The sequence below is a fragment of the Planococcus alkaliphilus genome, from assembly GCF_057031095.1.
The window spans coordinates 1,324,678-1,349,828 of sequence record NZ_CM168060.1 but is presented as its reverse complement, the minus strand read 5'-3'; the positions used below and the strand labels follow the sequence as shown (position 1 = coordinate 1,349,828).

Genomic DNA, 25,151 nt, shown 5'->3' with positions numbered 1-25,151 from the left:
CCATTATACGGGTAACCTTAAAAAATGTTTCATTTCTGCTCTAAGTTATTAAAGTGGTGCATCGGCATTTGCCCGTTTTAAATTCCGGGCTTCAATGATTTTCGATCCCGTAAACAATGCTAATGCAAACCAGATAAACGAAAACGAAATCAAATCAATGCGGTCAAAAGCTTCCCCGTATACCAGGACGCCTAGCAATAGCATCAAAGTCGGCGCAATATATTGGAGAAAACCGATCATATACATCGGAATCAGCGGCGCACCTGTTGCAAACAGGAATAATGGCAGCGCAGTAGCGGCACCGCTTAAGATCAGCAGAATATCCGTTGTACCTGAATCATGCAGGAATACTGCCTGCCCGGAAGCAAACAAATAAACCATGTAAGCTGCCGCGAGCGGCAGCACAAATAAAGTTTCAAGCGCCAATCCCCGAAGCGCATCCAATTTAATGGTTTTCTTGATAAAGCCATAGAAAGCAAAACTAAATGCCATTCCAAAAGCAAGCCAAGGAAAATCGCCGTATGAAATCGTCAAGATCGCAACACCCGTTGCCGCAAAAACAAAAGCGACTTTAACAGCCGGCGCCATTTTTTCTTTCAGGAAGAATACGCCGAGCAGCATCGACACAAGCGGATTGATGTAATAGCCGAGACTCGTTTCCACAATCCGGTCATTCGTCACTGCAAAAATATAGAGGAACCAATTGGCAGTGATTAGGTAGGAAGCCAGCATCAACGTAAAAAATGTTTTTTTCGATTTCCATAAGGCTTTTAAGTCTGCCATTAGGAGCTTGGCCCGTCCGATTAAGAATATGGCTGCCAAGGTAATCAGGAATGACCAGATGACACGGCCGCTTAAAATTTCATCAGCCGGTACATGGTCCACGGTCTTCCAATAAATCGGAAGGAATCCCCAGATTGTATACGTCAATATCGTAAAAAGTATGCCTCTTTTTTCATCACTCATTTTAAAACTCTCACCATTCTCTCTTTATTTTGTCCCTCGAAATAATAGTCTAATTATATGCCCCTATAATTTTTAAGTAAACAAGAAAAGCGCAGGCAGCTGTTTAGATTCGCCGGGCATAAGAGAAATTGGCGAAGCGGCATCTTTTCAAGCGTGTGAATTCGGTGTGGCCAAAACAAAAAATAGAAAAGCGGCCGAAACATCGGCCGCTTGCTGCTACGATTTATTTTTTTCTTTCTGGCGAAGCTCCACTCGCCGGATTTTCCCAGAAGCGGTTTTAGGAAGTTCTTCCAAGAAATCGATGGCTCTCGGATATTTGTACGGCGCCGTCAGTTCTTTTACATGATCCTGCAATTCTTTGACTAGTTCGTCTGACGGTTCATTGCCCCCTACGAGAACGACAAATGCTTTCACGATGGTTCCGCGAATCTCATCCGGTGCTCCGATGACCGCACATTCCTGAACGGTTGGATGTTTGACAAGGGCATCTTCCACTTCAAAAGGTCCAATCGTATAGCCGGAAGAAATGATGATGTCATCGCCTCTTCCTTCAAACCAGAAATACCCATCATCATCTTTTGACGCTTTATCTCCGGTGACGTAATAATCGCCGCGGAATTGCATTTTCGTCCGCTCATCGTCTTTGAAATAGCCTTTGAATAAAGCTGGCGTCGAAACATGGACAGCGATATCGCCGACTTCCCCCTCCGCTGCCGGCTGGCCGTTTTCATCGATGATTTCCACGCGATTGCCCGGAGTCGGTTTCCCCATGGAACCAGTGCGGATTTCCATCCCTTTCATGATTCCGACCAATAATGTGTTTTCGGTTTGCCCGTATCCATCACGGACTTCTAGGTTGAAATGCTCTTTAAAGACATTGATGACTTCCGCATTCAACGGTTCACCTGCTGAAACCGCACTATGAAGAGAAGACAAATCAAAAGATGCTAAATTTTTCTGTTTCGCCATCAACCGGTACTCAGTCGGCGTGCAGCATAGCACATTGATTTTTTGCCGTTCTAAAATCTGCAAATAGACTTCCGGATCGAATTTGCCGTTATAAACATAGCCTGTAGCTCCGCTTCCGAGCGTCGCAAGGAACGGGCTCCAGATCCATTTCTGCCAACCAGGGCTTGCTGTTGCCCAGACAAGGTCACCTTCTTTTGCGCCTAGCCAATGTTCAGCGGAAGTGCGTAGATGTGCATAAGCCCACCCGTGGCTATGGACAGCCCCTTTTGGATTGCCGGTAGTCCCGGATGTATAAGATAAGAAAGCCATATCGTCATTCTTCGTTGCTGCAGCTTGATAATCATCAGAAGCCGCTTCCATTTCATCAGTCAATGATATCCAGCTGCTGTCAGATTTTCCGATGACGAATTTCGTCACTTTTTTCATTTCCTCAACTTCTTCAAACTGATCCATAAACGGTTCGTAAGCAATGACCGCTTTCGCATCACTGTGGTTCAACCGATAAGAAATATCTTTTGCGCGAAGCATTTCAGAACTTGGAATCACGACAAGACCCGCTTTAAGAGCCCCGATATAGGCAATATAGGCTTCGATTAAGCGAGGCACCATAACTAAAACGATATCCCCTTTTTGGAGTCCTGCTTTTTCAAAGCTATTCGCCGCTTTATTTGCTTGTTTGATCAATTCATCATATGTAATTTCTTTCTTTTCCCCTTGCCCATTTTCCCAAATGATGGCAAGCTTGCCGCTTCCAGTCGCAAAACGTTCAATTTCTTCAGTTAAATTATAAGATTCCGGTGCCAATAAATCTTCTCTGTTCACGATGTATGCCCCCTTGGATGCTAAAAAAATATTATATCCCTATCATTATAGCTCAAATGTTTTATTATTCAAAATAATTATAATAAAAGAAAAACTGCCTATTCAGGCAGTTTAAAGAAGGTCATCGAACTTATTCTCTTTTTTTCGTGGAAATTTAATAATTTCCCGGTTCTGTACAGCTTGCTGGATCAACTCATCAAACGATACAAAGTTCTCATAGTATTCCACCTTTTCCAGTTTCGGCTTTGTTTTCGGATTGGCTGGCGTAAAAATCGTACAGCAATCTTCAAATGGGCGAATGGAAATATCATAGGTACCGATTTTTTGAGCCGTTTCAATGATTTCTAATTTATCCGCTGCAATTAAGGGACGCAATACCGGCGAATGGGTCACGGCGTTAATAGCGTTTAAGCTTTCAAGCGTTTGGCTCGCTACCTGCCCTAAGCTTTCTCCTGTAATAATCGCCTGGCTTTTCGTTTCGGCTAAAACCAAGTCGGCTATTTTCATCATCATTCGACGCGTCGAAGTCATTGTAATATTGTCCGGTACTTGCTTATGCACTTCCTGCTGCAATTCGGTGAAAGGAATTACGTGCAGATTCACTGAAGATCCAAAATGGCTGAGCTTTTCTGCCAAATCGAACACTTTCTCTTTTGCGCGGTCGTTCGTGAAAGGCGGGCTGAAAAAGTGGATCAGTTCCAGGCGTACCCCACGTTTTAGCATGTGGTACCCTGCTACTGGACTGTCGATTCCACCGGACAGCATCAATAAGGCTTTGCCCCCAGCTCCGACCGGCAGTCCGCCGGCGCCTTGAATGACTTCAGCCATTAAAAATGCCCCATTTTCCCGAATATCAACTTTCAATTCAATATCCGGTTTTTTCATCTGCACAGTGAGTTCTGGAAAATTGCGCAAGACGCTTGAACCGATTGCTTGCATAATTTCCAGTTTTTCATGCGGAAAATCTTTATTGGCACGATTGACATTCACTTTAAATGTTTTGCCTTCCCGGTTGATTTTATCAACAACCGCAATCGCAGCCGCTTGCATCGCTTCAATCGTCAAAGCCGTTTCTGTCACCGGGCTGAATGATTGGATGCCGAAAACTTTTGGCAGCCTTTCCAAGATTTGCTGCATATCTTCTTCGCTATCTGTAAAGATGAACATCCGATCGCGTTCTGCCTTGACCCGAATGCTGTCTAAATCTGCGAACATCTGGCGTATATTATCACGCAGCCGGCCAATGAACGAGCTCCGGTTTTTTCCTTTAGTTGATAATTCCCCGTAACGGACGAGGATTTGATTTGTTTTCATCCAATAAATCTCCTTTTTAGCGAAACTGATAAATTTAAATTTCCGGCTGTCAACTAGCCGATTATTTTATAAGCTGATACGTTTTTTTGAATGCTTCTTTTAAACTGGCAATGTCTTCTTCTGTTGTAAATGCACCGAAACTAATTCGCATCACACCGTCTTTATACTCACGCGGCAGTCCGATGGCTTCAATCACATGGCTTGTATTTTTGCTTTTTGAAGAACAGGCGCTTGAAGTCGAAACGATGACGGATTCTTCCTGCAGTCCAGATACAAGGATTTCGCCTTTAATTCCTTTTACAGCCACAGCCAAAATATGCGAAGCCGCCGTTTCAGGACTTACTATTTTGACTCCATGAAATCCCGAGAAAAACGTCCTCAATTCCTGATTCCACTTGACAAATGCAGGATTGGGTTCAGCCAGCCGGAGTGCTTTCGCCAAAGCTGCTGCATGCGGCACTGATACCGTTCCACTTCGCAAACCGAATTCCTGTCCGCCCCCAAACTGAACTGCAGCCAGCTCAAGCTGATTGAAAGCCAATGCGCCGCTGCCTTTCAGACCATGTATCTTATGGCCAGAAATCGTCAATAGGTCAGGCTTTGCCTCGTCATTTAATTGGATCTTTCCAACACTCTGCACGGCATCTACATGCAATAAAACACGCGAACCTTCTAACATGGCCTTCACTTCAGCAATCGGATGGATTGTACCAATTTCGTTGTTTACATGCATCAAGCTTACAAGGATCGTATCGTTTCTGAGCGCATTCTTCAACTCATCCAAACAGATCTCGCCTGCGGCTTTCACTTTTAAGTACGTAATTTCAAATCCCTCTTTTTCCAGTTCTTTCAAAGAATTCAAAACCGAAGGATGTTCGGTTTCAGATGAAATAATATGCTTTCCGCGGTGCCGATTGGCATGAGCAACTCCAAATAAAGCTAAATTATTGGATTCTGTTCCCCCTGATGTGAAAATTACATTCTCCATATTTAAACTGTGTTTTATTTGCTGTCTCGCATTTTCCAGCAAATCTTCGGCTTCATTTCCCATTCGGTGCAATGAAGCCGGATTCGCATAATACTGTTCATTGACCTTTAAAAATGTTTCAAGCACTTCTTTTCTCGGCTTGGTTGTTGCACTATTATCCAAGTAAATCATTTAAGGCACCTCCGAAAAAGAAACCACCAGCTCAAATGGCTGGTGGTTTCTTTTTGTATTTACGTACGCCAAGCGTCTTCTTTGACCAGCACTTCAATGCGCTTCATTGAACCAGGCTCAAAGTTTTCAACAGCTGTAGCGGCTTCTTCCAATGCTTTCGTATAACGAAGCTGGCGGAACGATTCCTCCGCTTCCATCAACTTTGCATTCATTTGCGGATTTGTTTTGCGGTAACGGTTTCCGTACTGGATGATGCGTTCGATCAATTGAACATTCTCTACCATCTCAGTTGCTTTATCGTCTACCTCATCGATGCACTTCTCAGCTTTCATCAAGTAGTTATCGACCAATTTCATATTTAATGGAACTTCCTGCAATCCTTGCATTGCAACAAATAAATGCTCTTCCGCTTCTTCTAGGCGGACATCCATTTCTTCCGGGATGCCAGGCATATTCGCTTTGTGGAGCATACGATCGGTTTCCTGCAATTGCCGCTTTAGGTTTTCCAATTTCTTGCGTGCCGCATTTTCATCGATGCGCAAGCTTCTTAACGAATTAGAGAAATCATTTTGGGTGATATCAATTCTTGTCAATTCTTCACGGATATACGCAAGCTCTTCTTCTAAGCTCGAATAAGCCGATTGCGCTTCTCCCGTACGAGACTCTAATAGATCGAAGCGGCGCTGCAATTCTTCCAGTTTGTCGAGGCAATCGATCGGGATTGAAGCTTCGCTCTCTGGAATCTTATAACTTTGCTGGACAATTGCACATTCTTCCGCCATAGCATTGGTTTCGCGGGAAACGATTTCCAATTGGCGTCCCGTCTCCACTTTATACTGATCCACATAATGCTTCGCTTTTACTTCTTTTTCAAGCAATTCATAGAAAGAATCGATTTTATCTTTCATCGATTCCGCCTCTTCTTTTGCTTCTGCAATGTTCAGTTCCGCAATATTCTGTTTCAATACAGCCAGTTCATCTTCCATTGCATTCAGCTGATCAGTCAACTCCAAATGGTTCAAATAATACGATTGAGATTCCATCTCCCGTTGACCATTGCGCAATTCGTTTATATAGGAAGGAATTTTGGATTGGACATCCGTCAGCAAAGGCGGAATATCATCGATTAACGAAAACACATAATCGCCTTCAACCGCTAAATTCATGACGATTTCACGAGCTTCCAAGTAATTTCCTTGTTCCGTCAGCTCATCGTATTCATTGAATAACGGTGTGAACGATTCGAGTTTCTTCTCGAGAGGACCGGCGGCGGCACCATAGGAATGTTGATGGGCCAATAAATTCTTGCGTGCTTGGCGATACTGCTCTTTCATCAAGTCCATTTCACTGCGGTTTTTTTCTTCGCTGCCAATCAATTCTTCCAATTCGACCAAAATATCGTTCATTTGCTGATCCACATTTTCAATGCGGGCCTCAATGTCTTTTTCAATCGATGAAGCTTTTCCGAATTTAAAACGGTCGATGGCATCTTCAGCGTCAAAAAGAGAAGCATCGATTTTCGGAATATGTACATCCATTACTTCCGTCCATATGTTGCGCCAGCGTTCAAACATTTCCTCTGTCTGGCCGTTCATATTTAATTGTTTTACTTTCGTTAGTTCTTCAAGTATCGGTTTATTTTGTATTTGCAGTTTTAACTGTTCTAAGCGTTCAATTTCCGCGCTGTGTTTCTTGCGAAACAAAAAGCCGACGGTAATTGCCGCTAATAGAATGATGACCGCAATGATGATATACTTCATCATAAGTCATATAGCCCCCTGTTCCAAAATCACATTTGCTGGTCTATGTAAATGTATTTCATGATTCTACTATTTTAACATGTATTCCATTCTTTTGTTTGTCAAATTAGAGAAAACGGATAAATATTTTTCATCTCGAAAGAAAGCTGGTGTTTTTATGAAAAGAGACGGGCATATCCATACGCCTTTCTGTCCTCATGGCACGCAAGATCCACTCGATTCCTACATAGAAAAAGCGATTAAATCCGGCTTTACCGACATCTCATTTACAGAACACGCTCCCCTCCCCTTCTCGTTTGTTGACCCAACGCCTGAGAAAGACAGCGGAATGCGCTTAGATGAGATGCATTCTTATATAGACGCCATACAACAGGCAAAAGATGCATATATGCGTGATATCCGCATCCGCCTAGGCCTGGAAATTGATTTTATCAGCGGCTACGAAAAAGAAACACGGGCATTTTTAGATGAATATGGACCCGTTTTGGATGATTCTATCTTATCGGTGCACTTCCTTGAAGCTGGCGGCCAATTTTATTGCATGGATTTCAGCAAAGAGGTTTTCATGGAATTATCCCGGCAATCCGGTTCAGTCGAATCCGTCTACAGGGAGTATTATCGTACAGTGGAATCTTCGGTTCTTGCAGATCTTGGAGCTTTCAAGCCCAAACGGATTGGCCATCCTACCTTGGTGCATAAATTCCAACTTGCCCACGGACAGCAAATCGATGATAGTTCGCACATAAAAGCATTATTCCAACAAATCAAGAAAGCAGGCATGGAAATTGACATGAATGGCGCAGGATTCTCTAAACCCGATTGCCAAGAATCCTATCCGCCGCTTTCCTATATCGACTATGCGAAATCGCTTTCCATTCCGCTTGTTTTTGGCTCTGATGCCCATAGTGCGAATGGCTTGCATAAGCATTACGAGAAATTCTATACTTAAAAAAGCTAAATTTTAGATCACCCTTAAATGAAAAGAGGTTTTTGAATGTTTACTCAAACAGATTACAGCGGCACCCGTGCAGACCAGTATGCGATGCTCGGCAAGCAGCTGGATGCATTACTCGAAGGTGAAAAAAATACGATCGCAAACTTAAGCAACGCTTCTGCCTTATTAAACCAATTTTTAGAACGCATTAACTGGGTCGGGTTTTACTTGATGGAAGACGGTGAATTGGTTCTCGGGCCATTCCAGGGCCTTCCGGCATGTGTACGCATCAAAGTCGGAAGAGGCGTCTGCGGCACAGCCGTATCTGAAAAGAAAACAATGCTGGTGGAGGATGTCCACGCCTTCCCTGGACATATCGCTTGCGATGCCGCATCTCAGTCTGAAATCGTCGTGCCTTTGATCAAAGATGGCACAGTGATCGGTGTTCTTGACATCGACAGCCCGGAACTTAACCGCTTTACAACAGATGACCAAGCAGGCCTTGAACATTTCGCAGAAGTTCTACTAAAACATCTATAAGCGTGAAAAGCCTGGATCTCATAAAACGAGATTCAGGCTTTTCTTTTTTAAAATGCGGAGCTATGCCCGTCGAACTTACATGGCTGCTTCCGCTTTTCTATTTGTCCAGACTCCGGCAGCCAAGTTCTCGGGTCATAAGTCGCCTCGCCTGTGCGGCACAGAACGCCGCTTCGGCAATTCGCCTTATGCCCGTCGAACTTACATGGCCGCCTCCGCTTTTCTATTTGTCCAGACTCCGGCAGCCAAGTTCTCGGGTCATAAGTCGTCTCGCCTGTGCGGCAAAGAACGCCGCTTCGGCAATTCGCCTTATGCCCGTCGAACTTACATGGCTGCCTCCGCTTTTCTATTTGTCCAGACTCCGGCAGCCAAGTTCTCGGGTCATAAGTCGCCTCGCCTGTGCGGCAAAGAACGCCGCTTCGGCAATTCGTCTTATGCCCGTCGAACTTACATGGCTGCCTCCGCTTTTCTATGCTTCCTGCAGTTTTGGTTTTACCGTCTCAAACGCTTTTGTTAAGTCTGCGATTAAATCGTCGGTATGTTCAAGCCCTACAGAAAGACGCATTAAGGATTCGGTAATGCCCATCGCTTCCCTTTCTGTTTGCGGAACAACGGCATGGGTCATGGATGCCGGATGTTGGATCAAGGTCTCCGCATCTCCTAGACTGACTGCGATTTTAATTAAAGACAACGCATTCATGAAAGCTTGCGCTTCTTTTTTGCCGCCTTCAATTTCAAACGATATTAATCCGCCGCCGTCTTTCATTTGCGCTTTTGCAATTTCCACTTGTGGGTGTGCATCGTCAAATGGGTAATAGATTTTTTTCACCAGCGGTTCTTCTTTCAGGAACGATAGAACTTTCTTCGCGTTTGCAATATGGCGATCCATCCGGACATGCAATGTCTTCAATCCGCGGATGACAAGCCAAGCATCGAAAGGCGACATGATTCCGCCTACATCCTTTTGCACCGTCATGCGGATATTTTGCATCTCTTCGCCGTCTTTCCCGACAAGAATGCCGCCAATTACATCACCATGTCCATTCAAATACTTTGTGGCACTATGCAGAACGAAATCCGCTCCCATCAAAATCGGATTTTGAAGATAAGGCGAACTGAAGGTGTTATCTACAATAACCCGCAAGTTATGCTTTTTAGCTACAGCCATAACCGCCTCAAGATTTACAATTTCCATCGTCGGATTGATCGGCGTCTCCAAATAGATGCATACGGTTTCCGGGCGAAGCGCCTGTTCGATTTCCTCTTCCGTTGTCATGCTGACAAGGTTGTGGGTAATCCCATATTTCTCTTCTATCATTTCCAGCAGTCCGAACGTACAGCCATAAATGCCGCGTGAGCATAGAACATGGTTTCCTGCTTTCGTGGTGTGGATTAAAATCGCACTGACTGCAGCCATCCCTGATCCGAACGCAAGCGCTCCTTCGCCGTATTCAATCTCGGCCATTCGCTCTTCCAAAATGCGCACAGTCGGGTTTCCAAGTCGCGAATATATATTTCCGGCTTTCTCCCCTGCAAAACGATTTTCCCCTTCTTCTGCCGTTTCAAAAGAAAAAGTCGAAGTCTGGTACAGCGGCGCAGCTAGGCTGTCGTGATGGACAGCACTGTCATACCCCTTATGAATTACCGCCGTCTCCATATTCATCCTTGATTTCTCCATTTCCCTACACCCCTTAGTTGTTTTTGAAAACGCTTACATTACTTCTATTTTCATTCTACATGGGAAAATAAAAAAAAGAAAGCCATTGTTTTGCAACCTGCTTTCTTTTCGTTGACTTCTGGATTCGATTTCAGTTATACTAGACTTTGTGTAAAATAATCGCAGCAGTTGTATGTGCGTGTTTGACCATTTTGTTCCTATATGAATAGGTGTATCGCGTAACTCATGGCTGCAGAGCGAAGGTACATGAAAACAAAATGGCTTACAGCATGAATGCATCTGGTTTTTATTTTACTTCAAAAACCAAAAAAGAGGAGGAGACATATATGTCTCGTTATACAGGTCCATCATGGAAACTGTCACGCCGCTTAGGAGTTTCACTAACTGGCACAGGTAAAGAATTAGAAAAACGCCCTTACGCACCAGGTCAACACGGTGCTAACCAACGCAGAAAAGTTTCTGAGTATGGTTTGCAACTTCAAGAAAAACAAAAACTTCGTTTCATGTACGGTGTAACTGAACGCCAATTCAAAACTCTATTCAACAAAGCTGGCAAAATGCCAGGTAAACACGGTGAAAACTTCATGATCTTGCTTGAAGCTCGCCTTGATAACGTTGTTTATCGTTTAGGTCTTGCGCGCACTCGCCGCCAAGCTCGTCAATTAGTTAACCACGGTCACATCCTTGTTGATGGCAAACGCCTTGACATCCCGTCATACAGCGTAAAACCAGGACAAACAATTGCTTTCCGTGAAAAATCTAACAACCTTGATGTAGTTAATGAAGCAATCGAAGTAAGCAACTTCGTACCTGAATATGTAACTATCGATACTGATAGCAAAACAGGAACTTTCGTACGCCTTCCAGAGCGCAGCGAATTATCTGCGGAAATCAACGAACAGTTGATCGTTGAGTACTACTCACGTTAATTGTTAAAAAACCTCGAACCGGTCCGCCGGTTCGAGGTTTTTTTATGGAAACAAAATGGCTCCCTTTTAAGGTTCTACACTAATTGTTGGGGTGTTGAAACAATTCGGCCCAAAAAAAGACACGCAATCTCCAAATTCTTTTATACTTGAAATGTCGAATAACAAGTAAAGAAGAGGAGATGCGTGCACTTGAATTTTACCATGAAATTTCCCGGATTAGAAGATGTGAAAATAACGAAAATGGAACAAGTGGAGGACCGTGTGGCGCTACATGTGGAGTTGGAGGTGGGGGCCCAAAGCTGTCCGCGCTGCCAGGAAAAGACCCGGCGTGTCCACGATTACCGCATCCAAAAGATTAAGCACCTGAAATGGTTTGAACGGCTGACCTACCTGTTTTACAAGAAAAGACGTTATGCTTGCGGGGCGTGTGGCAAGAAATTTGCCGAGAAGAATTCATTCATCGATCGCTATCAACGGTTCTCAAAAGAGTGGAACCAAGCGGTTCATGTGCGCAGCGTCAAGGCGAAAACGTTCAAGGAAGTGGCCGGACAATACGGCGCTTCCGCTTCGACCATCGTTCGGCGTTTCGATCTGGTGGCGCTCCAGGAAGTTACTGAAACCGCAAAATTACCGCGTGTGATCGCCATCGACGAATACAAAGGCGACACCCGTGAAGGAAAGTACCAACTGATTATCGCCGATGGCGAAACGAGAGAACCGATCGATATCCTGCCCAACCGGAAAAAAGAGACGATCAAACAGTATCTCCAACAGCACGGAGCTGCGGTGGAAATCGTCGTCATGGACATGAGCCATTCCTTTAAAGCCGCGGTCAAAAAAGCACTCGGCAAACCGGTGATCATCGCCGATCGCTTCCACTTCTGCCGGTACATTTACTGGGCGCTGGACGCGGTCCGCAGACGCGTGCAGAAAAGTTGGAACGACTATGACCGCAAAAAAGGCAAACGGATGCGCTACGTCTTTTACAAAAACAGTGAGAAGTTAACCGAAAAGGACCGTTGGTACTTGAAGCGGTATCTTGAAATGGATGAGGAGCTCAAACGAGCTTACGAACTGAAGGAAGCGTATTGCAGGTGGTTTCAGGCAAGCAAAAAAAGAGATCCCGAGGAAATCCTCAAGACCAAAGAAGCGTTGCTGGAATTTTATCGGCTGGTGGAACAAGCGGGCATTCCCGAGTTCCAGAAAGCCATGGGCACCTTCCGAAACTGGCAGACGGAAATCTTGAACAGCTTCTCGTTCAAGTATTCCAATGGTTTCTTGGAAGGCATCAATAACCTGACAAAAGTGATTAAGCGGAACGCGTTCGGCTTTCAGAATTTCGAACGCGCCCGCGCCAAAATACTACTGACACACAAGTATAAGAATATGGGAGTTCACGTTGGTTAGGGTGAGGAAGATTTCACCTCACCCCAACATTTGACGGAGAACCCCTTTTAAAGGAAGCCATTTTTTGCTGTTTAATCCAGATTATGAATAAAGTTTTTCTTCCAGTACTCCATCCACAAGTTCGATCGCTTGTTCCAACCGTTCGTTATAATCGCCGCTAATCGAATGATAGCGGATATCGCGTTTATCCAGCAGCCGTTTAAGATAGGCATTGTTCTGTTCCCGTATGGATTGGTCTCCGAAGGAACGCATGCCGTCATCCACCCATTTTACATCCGGCTCTAAGAATAGCCATAAATCATAATCTTGGAGATCGGCCACCTGATCTAATACGGGCTGCTCATATCCAAGGTAAGCCCAGGAAAAGTATTGAGTCACGTTTGCTTCTGTATCAATGAAAAGCAATTTATTGGCTCGTTTAGCCTGCTCTTCTTCATGGTATTTATGTTCGAACGCTATTTTAGGAAAATCGGATTCGATGGCAATTTCAGCGCCAATGTTTTCGTAAAATTTCCGTCCGTATTCTTCTACATAACTCGTATTGTACAGATTGGCCAAATTTTTTACTAAAGTTGACTTCCCGGCACTTTCAGTTCCCACCACTACAATTTTTCGGACAAAATACGGTTGGACGACATGCGGGATGATTCCCCAATGTTTCATCGCCCCTTCTTCCCGGATCTGCGTAGCGGATACCGGATACGTGCGCCGCTCTGCATCCAGAATAATGTGTTCGGCTTTTGGGTAAAGCTTCTCGAAATGCGCTCCATATTCCGGCTCTGAACTGAAAACCGCATCAATCTCTTTTCCGATAGCTTCTTTAATGCTTTCGGCCCCTTGTTCCCAATCCGAAAATTCACCTGTCTGCTTTTCTGAAATCGCATGAACTTTAACATGCGGCAAGTCTTTTGTCAGTTCATTCCACCACCGAAGCCGTTGGTGGAATGGAATGGGTTTCATTGTCGTGCCTTTAAAGTAAAATTCCTTTTCGTATTCTTCGTCATGTGTAATCATGACATGCAATTCTTCGACCATTGTACTGGCTCGAATCATTGCGCTGACATGCCCTTGATGTACGATCAGAAATTTCCCTCCATACATCCCGACTTTTCCCATTGGCATATTAAATGTTCTCCTTTTCTAAAACCTGTTTCTTAGCCATTTTTCTCCAGTTGAAATAGCCGTAAATCGAGTTGAACAAAAATGCGGTCCACATGACGACCAGCGTATAATCATTGCCGCCCGATGCATCGAGCGTGATCACCCATAGTGCAATGGACAAAACATTTACCAAAATCCATATAAGCCATTGTTCAGCAAATCGTTTAAGCATCAGGATTTGTGCCATAACAGAAAGAATCGTCGTCGCAGAATCCAAACCCACAGTTCTTCCGCCAATGAGCTGTAGCAAAATGGCATATAAAGCGGTACCGGCAATTACTGCAATAATTGAGTAGACCCACGATTGGACGCTCATTAGTTTGACGGCTACGTCTTCCCCTTGGACGCTGTCTTTATTTTTGATGCTGTTGCGGTGCCAGAGATATAATCCGATAAACTGCACCGGGAAATAGAAAAGCCCATTGAGCATGGCTTCTCCATACAATCCGTAAGTGAAAGAAATATAAGCGTATGTAGATGTCTGGATCATTCCGAAATAATAATTGCTGATTTTCCCTTTTGCCACTAGCAATACACAAAACATTCCCGTCAATGAACTGATTAGACCGAGGAGTGTATCATCCCAGGCAAAAAATAAATAGATGTTGATAGCAGCGAAAATAACCAACCAACTTTTTTCAAACAGACTCCAATCTTCAAAAAACTTTTTCCTTTTTGAAAGTGCAGCAGTACCGACCATTCTTTAGTCCTCCCATTTGTATAAGCTAGTAACTTCACTTACGGATTGCCCTTTCCACTCCATGCCGCTTGATGCGTTTCTGTTTCCTCCTCCATTCATCAGTATACTTCTTCGAAAAAGTAAGATGCATTATTTTTTTAGAATAATTTTACATTTCTTTCATAAAAAAGAGTTAATTAAAAAACGCCGCCTTCGTTGTTGAATTCAACTAACAACGAAGGCGACGTCTAAAGGAATCATCCTTATCCATCTATTAACGAAATGCCATTTTCTTTTAATGCCTGTGCCAATGTATTGTAAACTTCAATGTCGACAAATTTAATCCCGAGATGGACTGCCGTTTGAGCAATCACCGGGCTTAATCCGGACAAGGCTGTTTTGACTCCAATAATTTTCAACCCATTGATCAACTGGAAAACTTGCTGCGCCACCATCGTATCGATGATTGGCACCCCTGACAGATCAATAAACAGTTTTTCGATATTGTGTTTGGCGCTCTGGCGCAGCGTTTTCTCAAAAATGATTTGCGCACGGTGGGTCGTGATTTCACCGATGAGCGGAAGAAAACCTGAATGCTTCGTCAGCAAAATGACCGGTGCACTCATCTCAATGATCATCTGCTGTTGAGCGTATAGACGCTCTTGAGCGGCTTTTGTGTTTTGGGAAGTGAATTCGAGAATGACCGAAGTGATCGCATTCACTACCGCAATATTCCATTCGTTTAATTGCTCAATGTTGACTTTGTCTTCATTTTCTTTAGCGTAAGCTCCGATCATTTGCAGGTATTGTTCTTGCGTACGGAAAAATTCGCCAAGTACGCTTACGACAGGAGTTGAAAGATGGTCTTCATCTTTTGCAATCGTTTCAATCCAATCTTGGAATCCTGCAAAAAACTCATCTTTGTCTTTTTCAAACATTGCACAGAAACGCACGTGGAATTCATGGTTCTGATGCTTTAAAGTTTTAATTTTTTCAGGGTCTGTCGAGCTGTAGACTCCTCCTTTGTTCTTGTCCAACCCTTCATACCATTTTTCAGTTAGTTCCCATGTACGTTCAGTCAAATAATGATACAAACCCTGATTTTTGAGCATATGTCTCTCCCTTTGCATCCAGAGGCATTTTCGGACAGGCTAATTTGCCTTGAAAATCACCTTAGTTTCTAAATTAAATGTTCTTAATGTAATAATATACGATTCTCCCAGCAAGTGCATAATTATAACCGTGACATTTTTTATTCTTTCCCTTTTTGTTGTCGATTTATAGTGGAGGTGCTAATCTTGTACTATCATGAAAACTGAAATGAGGTAAGGCATATGGCGAAAGTTTCACTTGCAGAGGCAGTCAAATTAAAAAGCATTTTGGCAAAGCGGATTCACGAATTGGAAGAGGAAATGGTGCGTGTCTCTTTTGCAGAGATTGAAAAAGGGGGCAGCTTGCCTAAACAAGCTCGTTCAATCGCAGATGCTGAATACGATTTGGAAAACGTCCGCAAGGATTTTAGGACATTGGACAAATTAATGTATGAAGCAAACATTTCGCATGTCATCGAATTCAACGGCGAAGCCCTAACTATCGTTGAGGCGATTGAATATGCTACCCAGCTTCGCGCAAAAGCCCGCCTCTACAAAGTTTTTGGCGCTTCTAAAAAAGAGGAATTTCCTTATAATTTCGGCGAGGCTGCGGCGCTTATCAGAGTCGCCTTATTCGATCCCGAGGAATATCGCTTAAAAGCACTTGAAAATGAACGCCAGGCGAACCGGCTATCGAATGCCGTCAACGCTAAAAATTATACGATAGCACTTGATTTCGATGGTTCAACATATTTTTAACCTTGAAGGGGTGAGACTCCGCTTCAAGGCATAGAGGAAGAAAATTGCTGCACTTCGGTGCACTTACTCGAACAGGAAATGGCCAAACCCATGACCCATCACCCGTTCCCAAGTTACCTGTTACCGATTCCCAACTATCAGCAATAGCGGCGGAATGCCAAACTCTGTATGACTGTCTTCTTCTATGAGTCCCTTTGCCTGTTTGGCAGAGGGATTTTTTTAATGGTAGACTGGTTAAAACGGAGGTGCAGATAATGCGAATTATTTCAATTTGCCCAAGCAATACAGAGCTGCTCGCTTTCTTAGGAGGAGAGGATTTGCTTGTAGGAATCGATGACTATTCCGATTGGCCGGGTTCGATTACGCATTTGCCTCGGCTTGGCCCTGATTTATCGATTCGAATGGATGAGCTCGAAGCATTGAAACCAGATTTGGTCCTGGCTTCTCTTAGCGTACCTGGAATGGAAAGAAATGTGGAAGAATTGGTAAAAAGGAAGATTCCGCACCTGGTGTTGGATCCTCAAACTTTAGAGGAAATTGGCCATGACCTTTTAACAATTGGCGAAGCTTGCGGCATAGACGCTGTTCCCATTCAACAGGAATTTCTATCTGTTGTCGCTGATTTAAAAAAGCGAGCGGCAACTGTTGCTTCTCGTCCTTCCCTTTACTGGGAATGGTGGCCGAAGCCCGTTTTCACGCCAGGCCGCATCAATTGGCTGACTCAAATCAGCAAGCTAGCCGGCGGACAAAATGTTTTTGAAGACATTGAATCTGCAAATATCCAAACTGATTGGGAAGATGTACACACACGAAACCCTGATTATATTCTTCTCGCCTGGGTTGGCATCATGACCTCCAAAGTTAAACCGGAACTTGTCCGCAAACGCCCTGGCTGGGACGAACTGAAAGGCTATGACAACATTCATGTAATGGAAGAAGAGTTGTATTGCCGGCCTTCTCCCCGCTTAATCGAAGGAGCAGTAAAGCTCGGAAAACTGCTTCATCCGGATCAGTATGGTGATATGGAATTGCCGCAATTCATCAAAGCGAAACAAATGTAAAAACGAGCAGCCGCAAATCGGCTGCTCGTTTTTATCTATTTCGTTTTTTAAAGTCCCGCAGGTCCACGTTTTTCAATTGAACGCGCGTCATCTAGGCCTTGATCGCCTCTAATGGTCGTTGAAGAATTTCCGCCGATCAGTGGATCTTTATTATCCACAAAGCCATCTCGGTCATTGTGGTCTGGAATGAAATCTTCCTGGTCTTCCACTAAAACCAATATGCTGCCTTCATTAAATTGTGATTCGTACCGCTGCGCTTCGTCTTCCGGAATGCCCATCCCGATTAAAGCGCCAGCTAAACCACCGATGCCCGCTCCAGCTGCAGCTCCAGTCAACCCAGCGACAATGGGTCCCGCTGCCACGATCGGACCGATTCCGGGAATGGCCAAAGCTCCGAGCCCAGCGAGCACACCGCCAAGGCCACCCAATGCGCCGCCTGTTAAAGCCCCTGCCGCTGCACCTTCTTCGACATGCGTATCGGTTTCTTCCATAATATTTTCAGCTTCTCTTTTATCCTTGCTCAATACGGATATATCTTCTGAACGGTAGCCTTGCCGCTTTAAATCCTCTATCGCGGCAATTGCTTCACTTTCCGATTGATACGATCCTGCTACTCTTTGTTTTGCCATTCTGAACGCCTCCTCTGGATTATGTTCTGCCATAGTGATAAATTACCCGCAGATAGAGGAGGTAAACATTCCTGTTTATCTATTTAACTTCTTTTTATAAACAACCGATGTTTAGCCGAACCTTTCCTTTTTATGTACCTTTATTCTTTACAAAAATCTTCAAGTTCTGAACGGGCATAATATCCTTCAATCACCGCATGCCCTGAAGGATAAAACGTCATCTCCCATTCACTGCCATCATCAAATCGCAATGTTGCAGTATGGCCTTCCGCCAGTTCGAACTCTTCTGTTCCTTCTCGTTTGCTTGAATTGATTTCCTCTTTTACGGCCTGTAAACGGACCGGATCTGTTATTTCAATTAACTCCTCTGTTTCCAGACAGCGAATATCGATTTTTTCTATTTCTTTCTCGATAATCGGGCTTGTAGGCATACAAGCTGCAAGTGCCGCTATTATTATTCCCAAACCCGCATGCTGCCGCTTCATCCATATCCCACCTTACGTTTAAATTCAATCCAAAACCGCTGCTTTTTCTGGATGATGTAAAAACGAAAAAAGCATCTCGATTTGAGCTTCTGTGTTCCGATTCAAAGAAAGTTCAGGTAAAGCAGCAGCTGGGAAAAATTCGACTCCGTCCGTCTCTACTCCAAATGATGCCCTACCTCCTACAATTTCGCATTGAACAAATAATTTATAATAATGATAGGGCTGCGGCGGATGTCCGTGTTTATTCATATCCAAAAGAGCCAATAGTTTTACTGGAACAGCTAGAAAACCGGACTCTTCCCTTATTTCTTTCACAATATTCTCGCTTGGGGATAGGCCGATATCACAAAAGCCGCCTGGAAGCGCCCATTTATTGTCGACTTTCTCTTTGACCAATAAAATTTTCCCATCTCTGAATACGGCTCCCCGGACATCCACCTTGGGGGTTTGGTAACCTTTTTCACTCGCAAATAAGTCTTTGATCTTTTCCATTTCCACTTCGGTATGTTCAGCCATAATTTCTGTACTGATAGTGCGCAATTCTTCAAAACGCTCCATATCGTATACATCTTTCGAGTAAGTTAACCCGGCTTGAGACAGAGACTGAATGCGTTTAGCCCATTCCAACCATTTTGTACTCATCAAATCCCTCGATTCAACTAATAATATCCTCTTAACTGCATTCTCTGCGGAATGCCACTATTCCTCTTTAAAATACAAAAAACCGCCTACCAAGCAAAATTGCTCGATAGACGGTTAAGCGCTTCTTCAGTTGATTATGCGTTTTGGTGAACCAATTTAGAAGCTGCCTCTTTCACGCGCTCAAGGCCTTCTTCGATAATCTGTGCCGCTTTGTCAGGTGTTGCGTTATGGCCTTCGATGATGACTTCATCAACGATTTGCATGCCGAACACGCCGCCGAAAACATTGCGCATATAGTTTACAGCCATTTCCATCGGTGCCGCTTCTGGTGAAGAGTAAACGCCTCCGCGTGCATTCAAGAAAATCGCTTTTTTGTCTGTCATCAATTGAATCATATTGCCTTCTGCATCGTATTTGAATGCAAATCCAGCGGCATACACATAGTCGATAAATGTATGCAATTTAGCAGGAATCGTCAAATTCCATAATGGGAATGCAAATACCACAAGGTCAGCTGCAGAAATGGCATCCATTGCTTTTTGCTTCGCTGCTAATAGACGTTGTTCGATATCTGTCAATTCTTCTTCATTTTGCAATTTGCCGAATGCATTGAAAAGATCTTGGCCGAAATAAGGCATATCTTCTTCGTACACATCATAAGTTGTTACGTTCAAGTCTTTATTATCTTTCACCGACTCCATGAAAGTTTCGTACATCTTGCTTGAAATGCCTTCAGTTGCCGGACGGTTGTTCGCTTTTACTACTAATACATTCATTTGTTCAAATTCCTCCAATAAATTATATTCACATCCCCTATCATATAATAAATACGTATTTTTTTGTTGTCAGACGACTTATCCTGACTTCAAGATATTCGTTTCGTGAACATTTTATGACTTTTTCCATTTACTGGTGAAACCTTTCGATTCTAGCTCCGTATTAAGACCAGGAGGGATGGCATGATTTCATTTGTATTGATTTATTTGGCGGGCCTTCCGATTGCAGTCCTTCTTCATGAAGCCGGGCATGCAATTGGCAGTGCTCTGATATCCAAAGAAAAAGTGAGCGTCTACCTAGGTCCGTTGGATGACAGCAATAAAGAAAATTTTCGGTTCGGAAAAGTTTCGTTTCATATCCGGTGGGCTTATTACGGATTTTGTGCATTTTCAAAACCGAAAGAAAAACGATCAAAAATTCAACGCTTCTTATTTTTGGCAGGTGGTCCTGCCGCTTCATTAAGCCTTGCACTTTTGTCTTTCGCCGCTTTAAATCAGCTGACGAATTGGGACCTGCAGAATTTCACGAAAGGTTTCATGTATGTGAATCTTTGGCTATTTGCCGGTACATCCATCCCGGTCATCTATCCGAAATGGATGGGGCCATATGCCGGACGCCCATCTGACGGCTATCAGCTTATTCAATTGATGAAGAAAGAAAAAACACTTGAAACAAAAGCGGATTAAAAAAATGCGGCTTCCCAATGGAAGCCGCATTTTGCCTTTATTTATTAACTAAACTGAACCATATGGTATTTTTTCTTGCCCCGGCGGATGATGGAAAACGCATCTTCCAACCGGTCTTTTTCATCGATGATGTAGTCAAGGTCGGTGACTTTTTCCCCGTTTACCGAAATTGCGCCGTTTGTGACATCTTCCCGCGCTTGGCGTTTGGATGAAGAAATGCCTGCTTCGACGATCAAGTCGACAATCGACTTCGCTTCTTTCGCGAGTTCAACTGATGGCACATCTTTAAAAGCAGCGCGCATTTCCTCTGCTGATAAAGCCTTCAAATCTCCGCTGAACAAGGCTTTCGTGATGCGCTGCGCATCTTCAAGCGCTTTTTCGCCGTGGATCAATTTGGTCATTTCTTCAGCTAAAACCGTTTGCGCTTTACGCAAATGCGCTTCCGTTTCCACTGTGGTTTCAAGAGCTTCAATTTCTTCGCGGTCGAGGAATGTGAAAATCTTCAAGTATTTGATGACATCTGCATCCGCTGTATTGATCCAGAACTGGTAGAACTCGTAAGGAGAAGTCTTTTTCGCATCGAGCCAAACAGCGCCGCCTGCCGACTTCCCGAACTTCGTTCCGTCCGCTTTCGTCACTAACGGAATCGTGATGCCAAAAGCTTTCGCTTCTTCATCATGTGTTTTGCGAATCACTTCAAGCCCTGATGTGATATTCCCCCATTGATCAGAACCGCCGATTTGAACGCGGCAATTGTAATGGTTGTACAAGTGGTTGTAGTCAATTGCCTGAATCAATGTATATGAGAATTCCGTGAAAGAAATTCCCTGTTCCAAACGTGATGCAACCGAATCTTTTGCCAACATGTAATTCACGGAAATCAATTTTCCGTAGTCGCGCAAGAATTCAATAATGCTCATCTGCCCTATCCAGTCGCGGTTGTTGACCATTTTCGCACCATTTTCAGAAGCAAAATCAAAAATTTGTTCCATTTGGACTTTAATGCCTTCCACGTTCTTATCAATCTGTTCCGTTGTCTGCAGTTGGCGCTCTTCATTTCTTCCAGAGGGATCGCCGATCATGCCGGTAGCTCCGCCGACTAAAAGAATCGGCTGATGCCCGTGCGTCTGAAAACGTCGCAATGTCAATAGCGGCACGATATGGCCAATGTGCATGCTATCCGCTGTCGGGTCTACACCGCAGTACAACGAAATCTTCTGTTCATCCAGCAATTTCTCCATGCCTTCTTCGTCGGTTTGCTGGTAAAGCAAGCCTCTCCACTTTAAATCTTCCAATAATGCATTTGCCATTTCCATTTCCTCCTTGTTTCAGCTAATAAAAAAAGCCCCTGCATGAAATTCATGCAGGGACGCTTTTGCGCGGTACCACCCAGCTTGGAGAATCTGATTCTCCCGACTCAATATGTGCCGTACGGGGCACTTCCGTAAACTCCAAGACTGTAATTCAGCTGCTGCACTTTGACCGGTTTGCACCAACCACCGGCTCTCTCTACAAATTTTGCAAAGCCTACTTCGGACTCTTCATCGTTTGAATATGAAAATATATTAGTTAGTTTACTTTATTATGACATATTGTCAATCTTTTTAGTTGCTTTTGTGTGAATATGCTATAATAAAGCGAGATTTTAGGAGGTTGATAAAGTGCTTGAAAAGATAAGGGACGGCCTTAGGAAAACCGAAGAAACTTACAATCGATGGACTTCCGCAAAATGGGCAAAGCGACTGAGCATCACTAGTGGTGTGCTATGGAACTTAGCTATTTTGCTTGCAATTATATTTGTCGTCGGCGGTGTATTTGCCGCTTCCGTTGGAGCCGGTTATTTCGCTTCCCTGGTGGACGAAGAAAAACTTCGTACGCCGGATGAAATGCGCGGTGAAATTTACAGCTATGCCGAAACCTCTGAGATGTTTTTTGACAACGAAGTCTATATCGGTAAATTACGCACTGATTTAGAACGGAAAGAAACAAAGCTCGATAAGGTTTCAAAATTTGCAATTGACGCGGTTCTTGCGACAGAGGATGAATACTTCCTAGAACATGACGGAATCGTGCCAAAAGCGATTTTCCGTGGATTGTTCCAAGATGTTTCAAACTCTGACAGCCAAACAGGCGGATCGACATTGACGCAGCAGTTGATCAAGAACCAAATTTTAACCAATGAGGTATCCTACGAACGAAAAGCCAAAGAAATTTTGCTTGCGATGCGCCTCGAAAAATTCATGTCGAAAGATGAGATTTTAGAAGCCTATTTAAATATCATCCCTTACGGAAGAAACTCTTCCGGCGCGAATATTGCCGGGATTGAAACTGCAGCAAACGGTTTGTTCAACGTATCCGCAAGTGAGTTGAATTTGCCGCAAGCAGCCTTTATTGCCGGGATCCCGAAAGCGCCTTTCCGCTATACGCCTTATACATCGAACGGTGATCCGAAAGACGATGAAGGATTGCAGCACGGAATTGACCGAATGAAGACGGTGCTATTCCGGATGAAGGAAACAGAATACATTACCCAAAAAGAATACGATGAAGCAATCGCTTATGACATCAAAAAAGATTTCCGTTTGGACGAACAGCGTTCTTATGAGAAATACCCTCACATCACAGTGGAACTTGAAAAACGTGCTTCCCGCATCATTATGGATGTACTCGCTGAACAAAATGGAATCGACCCTGCTACATTAGAAGAAAATGATAAATTGTACGAAGAATATGCCATTTTGGCAGACCGTGCCGTTCGTTCGAATGGCTACCGCATTTACTCGACGATCAACAAGGAAATGTTCGATGCACAAAAAAAAGCGGCCCAGTCCTATGAATCATATGGTGCGACTTTGACAGCTCCTGCTCTCAACGCAGAAGGAGAAGAGATCCAGAAGCAATATCCCGTACAAGTCGGCAGTATGACGATCGAAAACAGCACTGGCAAAATTTTAAGCTTTGTTGGCGGACGCGATTTTGAAATTGAGAAATTGAACCATGCCACGCAGGCTTTCCGTTCGATCGGTTCAACGGTTAAACCACTGCTCGTATATGGTCCTGCAATAGAATTCGGAAAAATTGGAGCTGGCAGCCCAGTAGTCGATGTGAAATTTACCCAGCGCATTTCGGGCCAGAAACCATATTCACCAAGCAACTTTATTTCCACAAGTGAGCAAGGCATCATGCCGGCCCGAAACGCTTTAGCGGAATCACAAAACTTACCGGCTATTCGCCTCTATTCTCAAATAAACGATCAAGATCCAAGCAGTTTTATGAGAAAAGCAGGAATGTCTAGAGTCGCTGTTAATAAAGAGAACATCAATGCCTTTTTACCGTCTGCTCTTGGAGGCGGTGTCGAAGCATCAGTTGAACAATTGACGAGCGCTTATTCCATGTTCGCCGCTAATGGCAAACACAAGGATGCCTACATGATTCAACGCATTGAAGATGCAGACGGCAATATCGTATTTGAACAGAATACAGAAGACGGAGAACAAATATTTTCTCCGCAAACATCTTATATCCTTACGGATATGATGCGCGATGTCTTTAAAACAGACCGCGGTACAGGTAACCGTGCAAACAGCTTACTTAAATTCAGCTCAGACTTTGCCGGTAAAACCGGGACTACCCAAGATGCAAAAGATGTATGGATCGTCGGCTTGAATCCGAACGTAACGATGAGCGTATGGCTCGGCTATGGAACGGAGAAGTTTCAATTAAACGACCGGCCAAACAGCGAATTGCAGCCTTCTGTCCGGGTCAACCAGTTATGGGCGCGCTTAATGAATGCCGCTTATGACACAAACCCTGAATTAATCGGCACTAAAGAAACGTTCAAAGCACCTGAAGGCGTCGTAACCCGCTCATTCTGCAGCATTTCAGGGCTTGCTCCAGGCGGTGCATGTTCGGGTGCCGGCTTAGTGAAAGCCGACTTGTTCAATGCCAACGTCATGGTTCCGACAAAAGCAGATGACAGCTTGACTTCAGGCTCTTATACGACAGTAAATGGTTCTCGTTACTTGGCACTGGATAGTACGCCAAGAGAATTTGTCAGCAGCGGCGGCGCCGGTGTTTCCAAAGCTTATATAGACCGTATGCTCGGTAAGCTAGGCGGAGACGCAAGCAAGCTTTTCCCTGGCAATTCACGCTTCTCAAACATCGTTTCAGGTTCGACTTTAAACCATGATGGCATCGCTCCATCCGGCGTCCAAGCATCGCTAAACGGAAGAACTTTAACTTGGAGCAATTCCGCTTCGAATGATGTAGTCGGCTACCGTATTTACCGGAGCGGCGGAGGCAATTCTTTAGTCGCTTCCATATCGGAATCTCGCGGGAATTCTTATACCTTGCCGGGTCCAGGCAGCTATTTTGTCGTAGCTGTGGACATCACAGGCCAACAATCGCCACTATCCAATACAGTGGGCATTGAAGCACCAAAACCGGCAGCTCCTGCTCAGCCAGATGAAAACACAGCCCCTCCTGCAGATGAAGAGGAAGAAACCGAAACGCCTCCTGCAGATGACGAAGAAGAAGAAACTACTCCACCGCCAGCAGATGGCGGTACCACTCCTCCTCCGGAAGAACCAACTGAACCGGAAGAAGGCGACGGAGAGTAATATCAATAACCAAAAAGGCACCAGCTGAAAAATTCTCAGCTGGTGCCTTTTCTTTTTAAAATTGTTGAACCTAAACGGCTGTTTCCG

The 25,151-nt window shown here is 44.2% G+C and carries 22 protein-coding genes and 1 other annotated feature; of the genes, 8 read left to right on the top strand and 14 right to left on the bottom strand.

Annotated elements, in window-relative coordinates; translation table 11 throughout:
* Positions 1-48 precede the first annotated feature (48 nt).
* The 5 genes from rarD to ezrA form a co-directional block, all read right to left on the bottom strand.
* Entirely contained in the window at positions 49-966 is a 918-nt protein-coding gene (gene rarD / locus AC2EXB_RS07010; protein WP_483604210.1) for an EamA family transporter RarD, read from the bottom strand.
* Between the two features lie 216 nt (positions 967-1,182).
* Positions 1,183-2,757: an acyl-CoA synthetase MbcS gene (mbcS, locus tag AC2EXB_RS07005; RefSeq protein ID WP_483604209.1), complete on the bottom strand. Its 1,575-nt coding sequence runs from the start codon at positions 2,755-2,757 to the stop codon at positions 1,183-1,185.
* 111 nt (positions 2,758-2,868) lie between these two features.
* Complete coding sequence (gene thiI, locus AC2EXB_RS07000; protein ID WP_483604208.1) at positions 2,869-4,071, bottom strand: tRNA uracil 4-sulfurtransferase ThiI; 1,203 nt, start codon at positions 4,069-4,071, stop codon at positions 2,869-2,871.
* Positions 4,072-4,132: 61 nt separating this feature from the next.
* Positions 4,133-5,230 (bottom strand): cysteine desulfurase family protein, encoded by a 1,098-nt coding sequence (locus AC2EXB_RS06995; RefSeq protein WP_483604207.1) that lies wholly within the window; start codon positions 5,228-5,230, stop codon positions 4,133-4,135.
* Between the two features lie 59 nt (positions 5,231-5,289).
* Positions 5,290-6,993: a septation ring formation regulator EzrA gene (gene ezrA / locus AC2EXB_RS06990; protein ID WP_483604206.1), complete on the bottom strand. Its 1,704-nt coding sequence runs from the start codon at positions 6,991-6,993 to the stop codon at positions 5,290-5,292.
* A 154-nt stretch (positions 6,994-7,147) separates the two neighbouring features.
* Between ezrA and hisJ the strand changes: the two genes are divergently transcribed.
* Together hisJ and AC2EXB_RS06980 are read left to right on the top strand one after the other, a co-directional pair.
* Positions 7,148-7,939 carry a histidinol-phosphatase HisJ gene (gene hisJ, locus AC2EXB_RS06985; RefSeq protein ID WP_483604205.1) on the top strand — a complete coding sequence of 264 codons (792 nt, stop codon included), beginning with the start codon at positions 7,148-7,150 and terminating at the stop codon, positions 7,937-7,939.
* A gap of 45 nt (positions 7,940-7,984) precedes the next feature.
* The gene (locus AC2EXB_RS06980) at positions 7,985-8,464 is read left to right on the top strand and encodes a GAF domain-containing protein (protein ID WP_483604204.1); all 480 of its coding nucleotides are present in this window, start codon (positions 7,985-7,987) and stop codon (positions 8,462-8,464) included.
* A gap of 466 nt (positions 8,465-8,930) precedes the next feature.
* Here the strand turns inward: AC2EXB_RS06980 and megL are convergent, their stop codons facing one another.
* A complete protein-coding gene (megL, locus tag AC2EXB_RS06975; RefSeq protein ID WP_483604203.1) occupies positions 8,931-10,139 on the bottom strand; it encodes a methionine gamma-lyase in 1,209 nt (402 codons plus the stop codon).
* A 326-nt stretch (positions 10,140-10,465) separates the two neighbouring features.
* On the opposite strand from megL, the gene rpsD reads away from it, so the two are divergent.
* Positions 10,466-11,068 (top strand): 30S ribosomal protein S4, encoded by a 603-nt coding sequence (gene rpsD, locus AC2EXB_RS06970; RefSeq protein WP_235198873.1) that lies wholly within the window; start codon positions 10,466-10,468, stop codon positions 11,066-11,068.
* 183 nt (positions 11,069-11,251) lie between these two features.
* On the top strand, positions 11,252-12,475 hold the full coding sequence (locus AC2EXB_RS06965) for an ISL3 family transposase (protein ID WP_483601566.1): 1,224 nt from the start codon (positions 11,252-11,254) through the stop codon (positions 12,473-12,475).
* Between the two features lie 81 nt (positions 12,476-12,556).
* Here the strand turns inward: AC2EXB_RS06965 and nadR are convergent, their stop codons facing one another.
* The 3 genes from nadR to AC2EXB_RS06950 all read right to left on the bottom strand — a co-directional run bounded on the left by nadR (position 12,557) and on the right by AC2EXB_RS06950 (position 15,427).
* A complete protein-coding gene (gene nadR / locus AC2EXB_RS06960; RefSeq protein ID WP_311195635.1) occupies positions 12,557-13,597 on the bottom strand; it encodes a multifunctional transcriptional regulator/nicotinamide-nucleotide adenylyltransferase/ribosylnicotinamide kinase NadR in 1,041 nt (346 codons plus the stop codon).
* Between the two features lies 1 nt (position 13,598).
* On the bottom strand, positions 13,599-14,336 hold the full coding sequence (pnuC, locus tag AC2EXB_RS06955) for a nicotinamide riboside transporter PnuC (RefSeq protein WP_235198872.1): 738 nt from the start codon (positions 14,334-14,336) through the stop codon (positions 13,599-13,601).
* 242 nt (positions 14,337-14,578) lie between these two features.
* Positions 14,579-15,427: an STAS domain-containing protein gene (locus tag AC2EXB_RS06950; protein ID WP_235198871.1), complete on the bottom strand. Its 849-nt coding sequence runs from the start codon at positions 15,425-15,427 to the stop codon at positions 14,579-14,581.
* A 222-nt stretch (positions 15,428-15,649) separates the two neighbouring features.
* Between AC2EXB_RS06950 and AC2EXB_RS06945 the strand changes: the two genes are divergently transcribed.
* Positions 15,650-16,165, top strand: a complete 516-nt coding sequence (locus AC2EXB_RS06945) for a hypothetical protein (protein ID WP_235198870.1) — start codon at positions 15,650-15,652, stop codon at positions 16,163-16,165.
* A gap of 254 nt (positions 16,166-16,419) precedes the next feature.
* The gene (locus AC2EXB_RS06940) at positions 16,420-17,226 is read left to right on the top strand and encodes a cobalamin-binding protein (RefSeq protein ID WP_483604202.1); all 807 of its coding nucleotides are present in this window, start codon (positions 16,420-16,422) and stop codon (positions 17,224-17,226) included.
* Between the two features lie 47 nt (positions 17,227-17,273).
* On the opposite strand, the gene AC2EXB_RS06935 is transcribed toward AC2EXB_RS06940, so the two are convergent.
* The 4 genes from AC2EXB_RS06935 to AC2EXB_RS06920 all read right to left on the bottom strand — a co-directional run bounded on the left by AC2EXB_RS06935 (position 17,274) and on the right by AC2EXB_RS06920 (position 19,758).
* Positions 17,274-17,855, bottom strand: coding sequence for a general stress protein (locus tag AC2EXB_RS06935; protein ID WP_235198868.1), 582 nt, complete (start codon positions 17,853-17,855; stop codon positions 17,274-17,276).
* 140 nt (positions 17,856-17,995) lie between these two features.
* A complete protein-coding gene (locus AC2EXB_RS06930; protein ID WP_483604201.1) occupies positions 17,996-18,340 on the bottom strand; it encodes a hypothetical protein in 345 nt (114 codons plus the stop codon).
* Between the two features lie 24 nt (positions 18,341-18,364).
* Positions 18,365-18,982 (bottom strand): NUDIX hydrolase, encoded by a 618-nt coding sequence (locus AC2EXB_RS06925; RefSeq protein WP_235198866.1) that lies wholly within the window; start codon positions 18,980-18,982, stop codon positions 18,365-18,367.
* 134 nt (positions 18,983-19,116) lie between these two features.
* A complete protein-coding gene (locus AC2EXB_RS06920; RefSeq protein ID WP_052652054.1) occupies positions 19,117-19,758 on the bottom strand; it encodes an FMN-dependent NADH-azoreductase in 642 nt (213 codons plus the stop codon).
* Between the two features lie 183 nt (positions 19,759-19,941).
* Here AC2EXB_RS06920 and AC2EXB_RS06915 point away from each other — a divergent pair, with 183 nt between their 5' ends.
* Complete coding sequence (locus AC2EXB_RS06915; RefSeq protein ID WP_483604200.1) at positions 19,942-20,445, top strand: hypothetical protein; 504 nt, start codon at positions 19,942-19,944, stop codon at positions 20,443-20,445.
* A 44-nt stretch (positions 20,446-20,489) separates the two neighbouring features.
* Here the strand turns inward: AC2EXB_RS06915 and tyrS are convergent, their stop codons facing one another.
* Complete coding sequence (gene tyrS, locus AC2EXB_RS06910) at positions 20,490-21,755, bottom strand: tyrosine--tRNA ligase (protein WP_052652056.1); 1,266 nt, start codon at positions 21,753-21,755, stop codon at positions 20,490-20,492.
* Between the two features lie 52 nt (positions 21,756-21,807).
* Positions 21,808-21,999, bottom strand: a binding site (T-box leader).
* Positions 22,000-22,106: 107 nt separating this feature from the next.
* Here tyrS and AC2EXB_RS06905 point away from each other — a divergent pair.
* Positions 22,107-25,064 (top strand): transglycosylase domain-containing protein, encoded by a 2,958-nt coding sequence (locus tag AC2EXB_RS06905; protein WP_483604199.1) that lies wholly within the window; start codon positions 22,107-22,109, stop codon positions 25,062-25,064.
* Positions 25,065-25,151 lie beyond the last annotated feature (87 nt).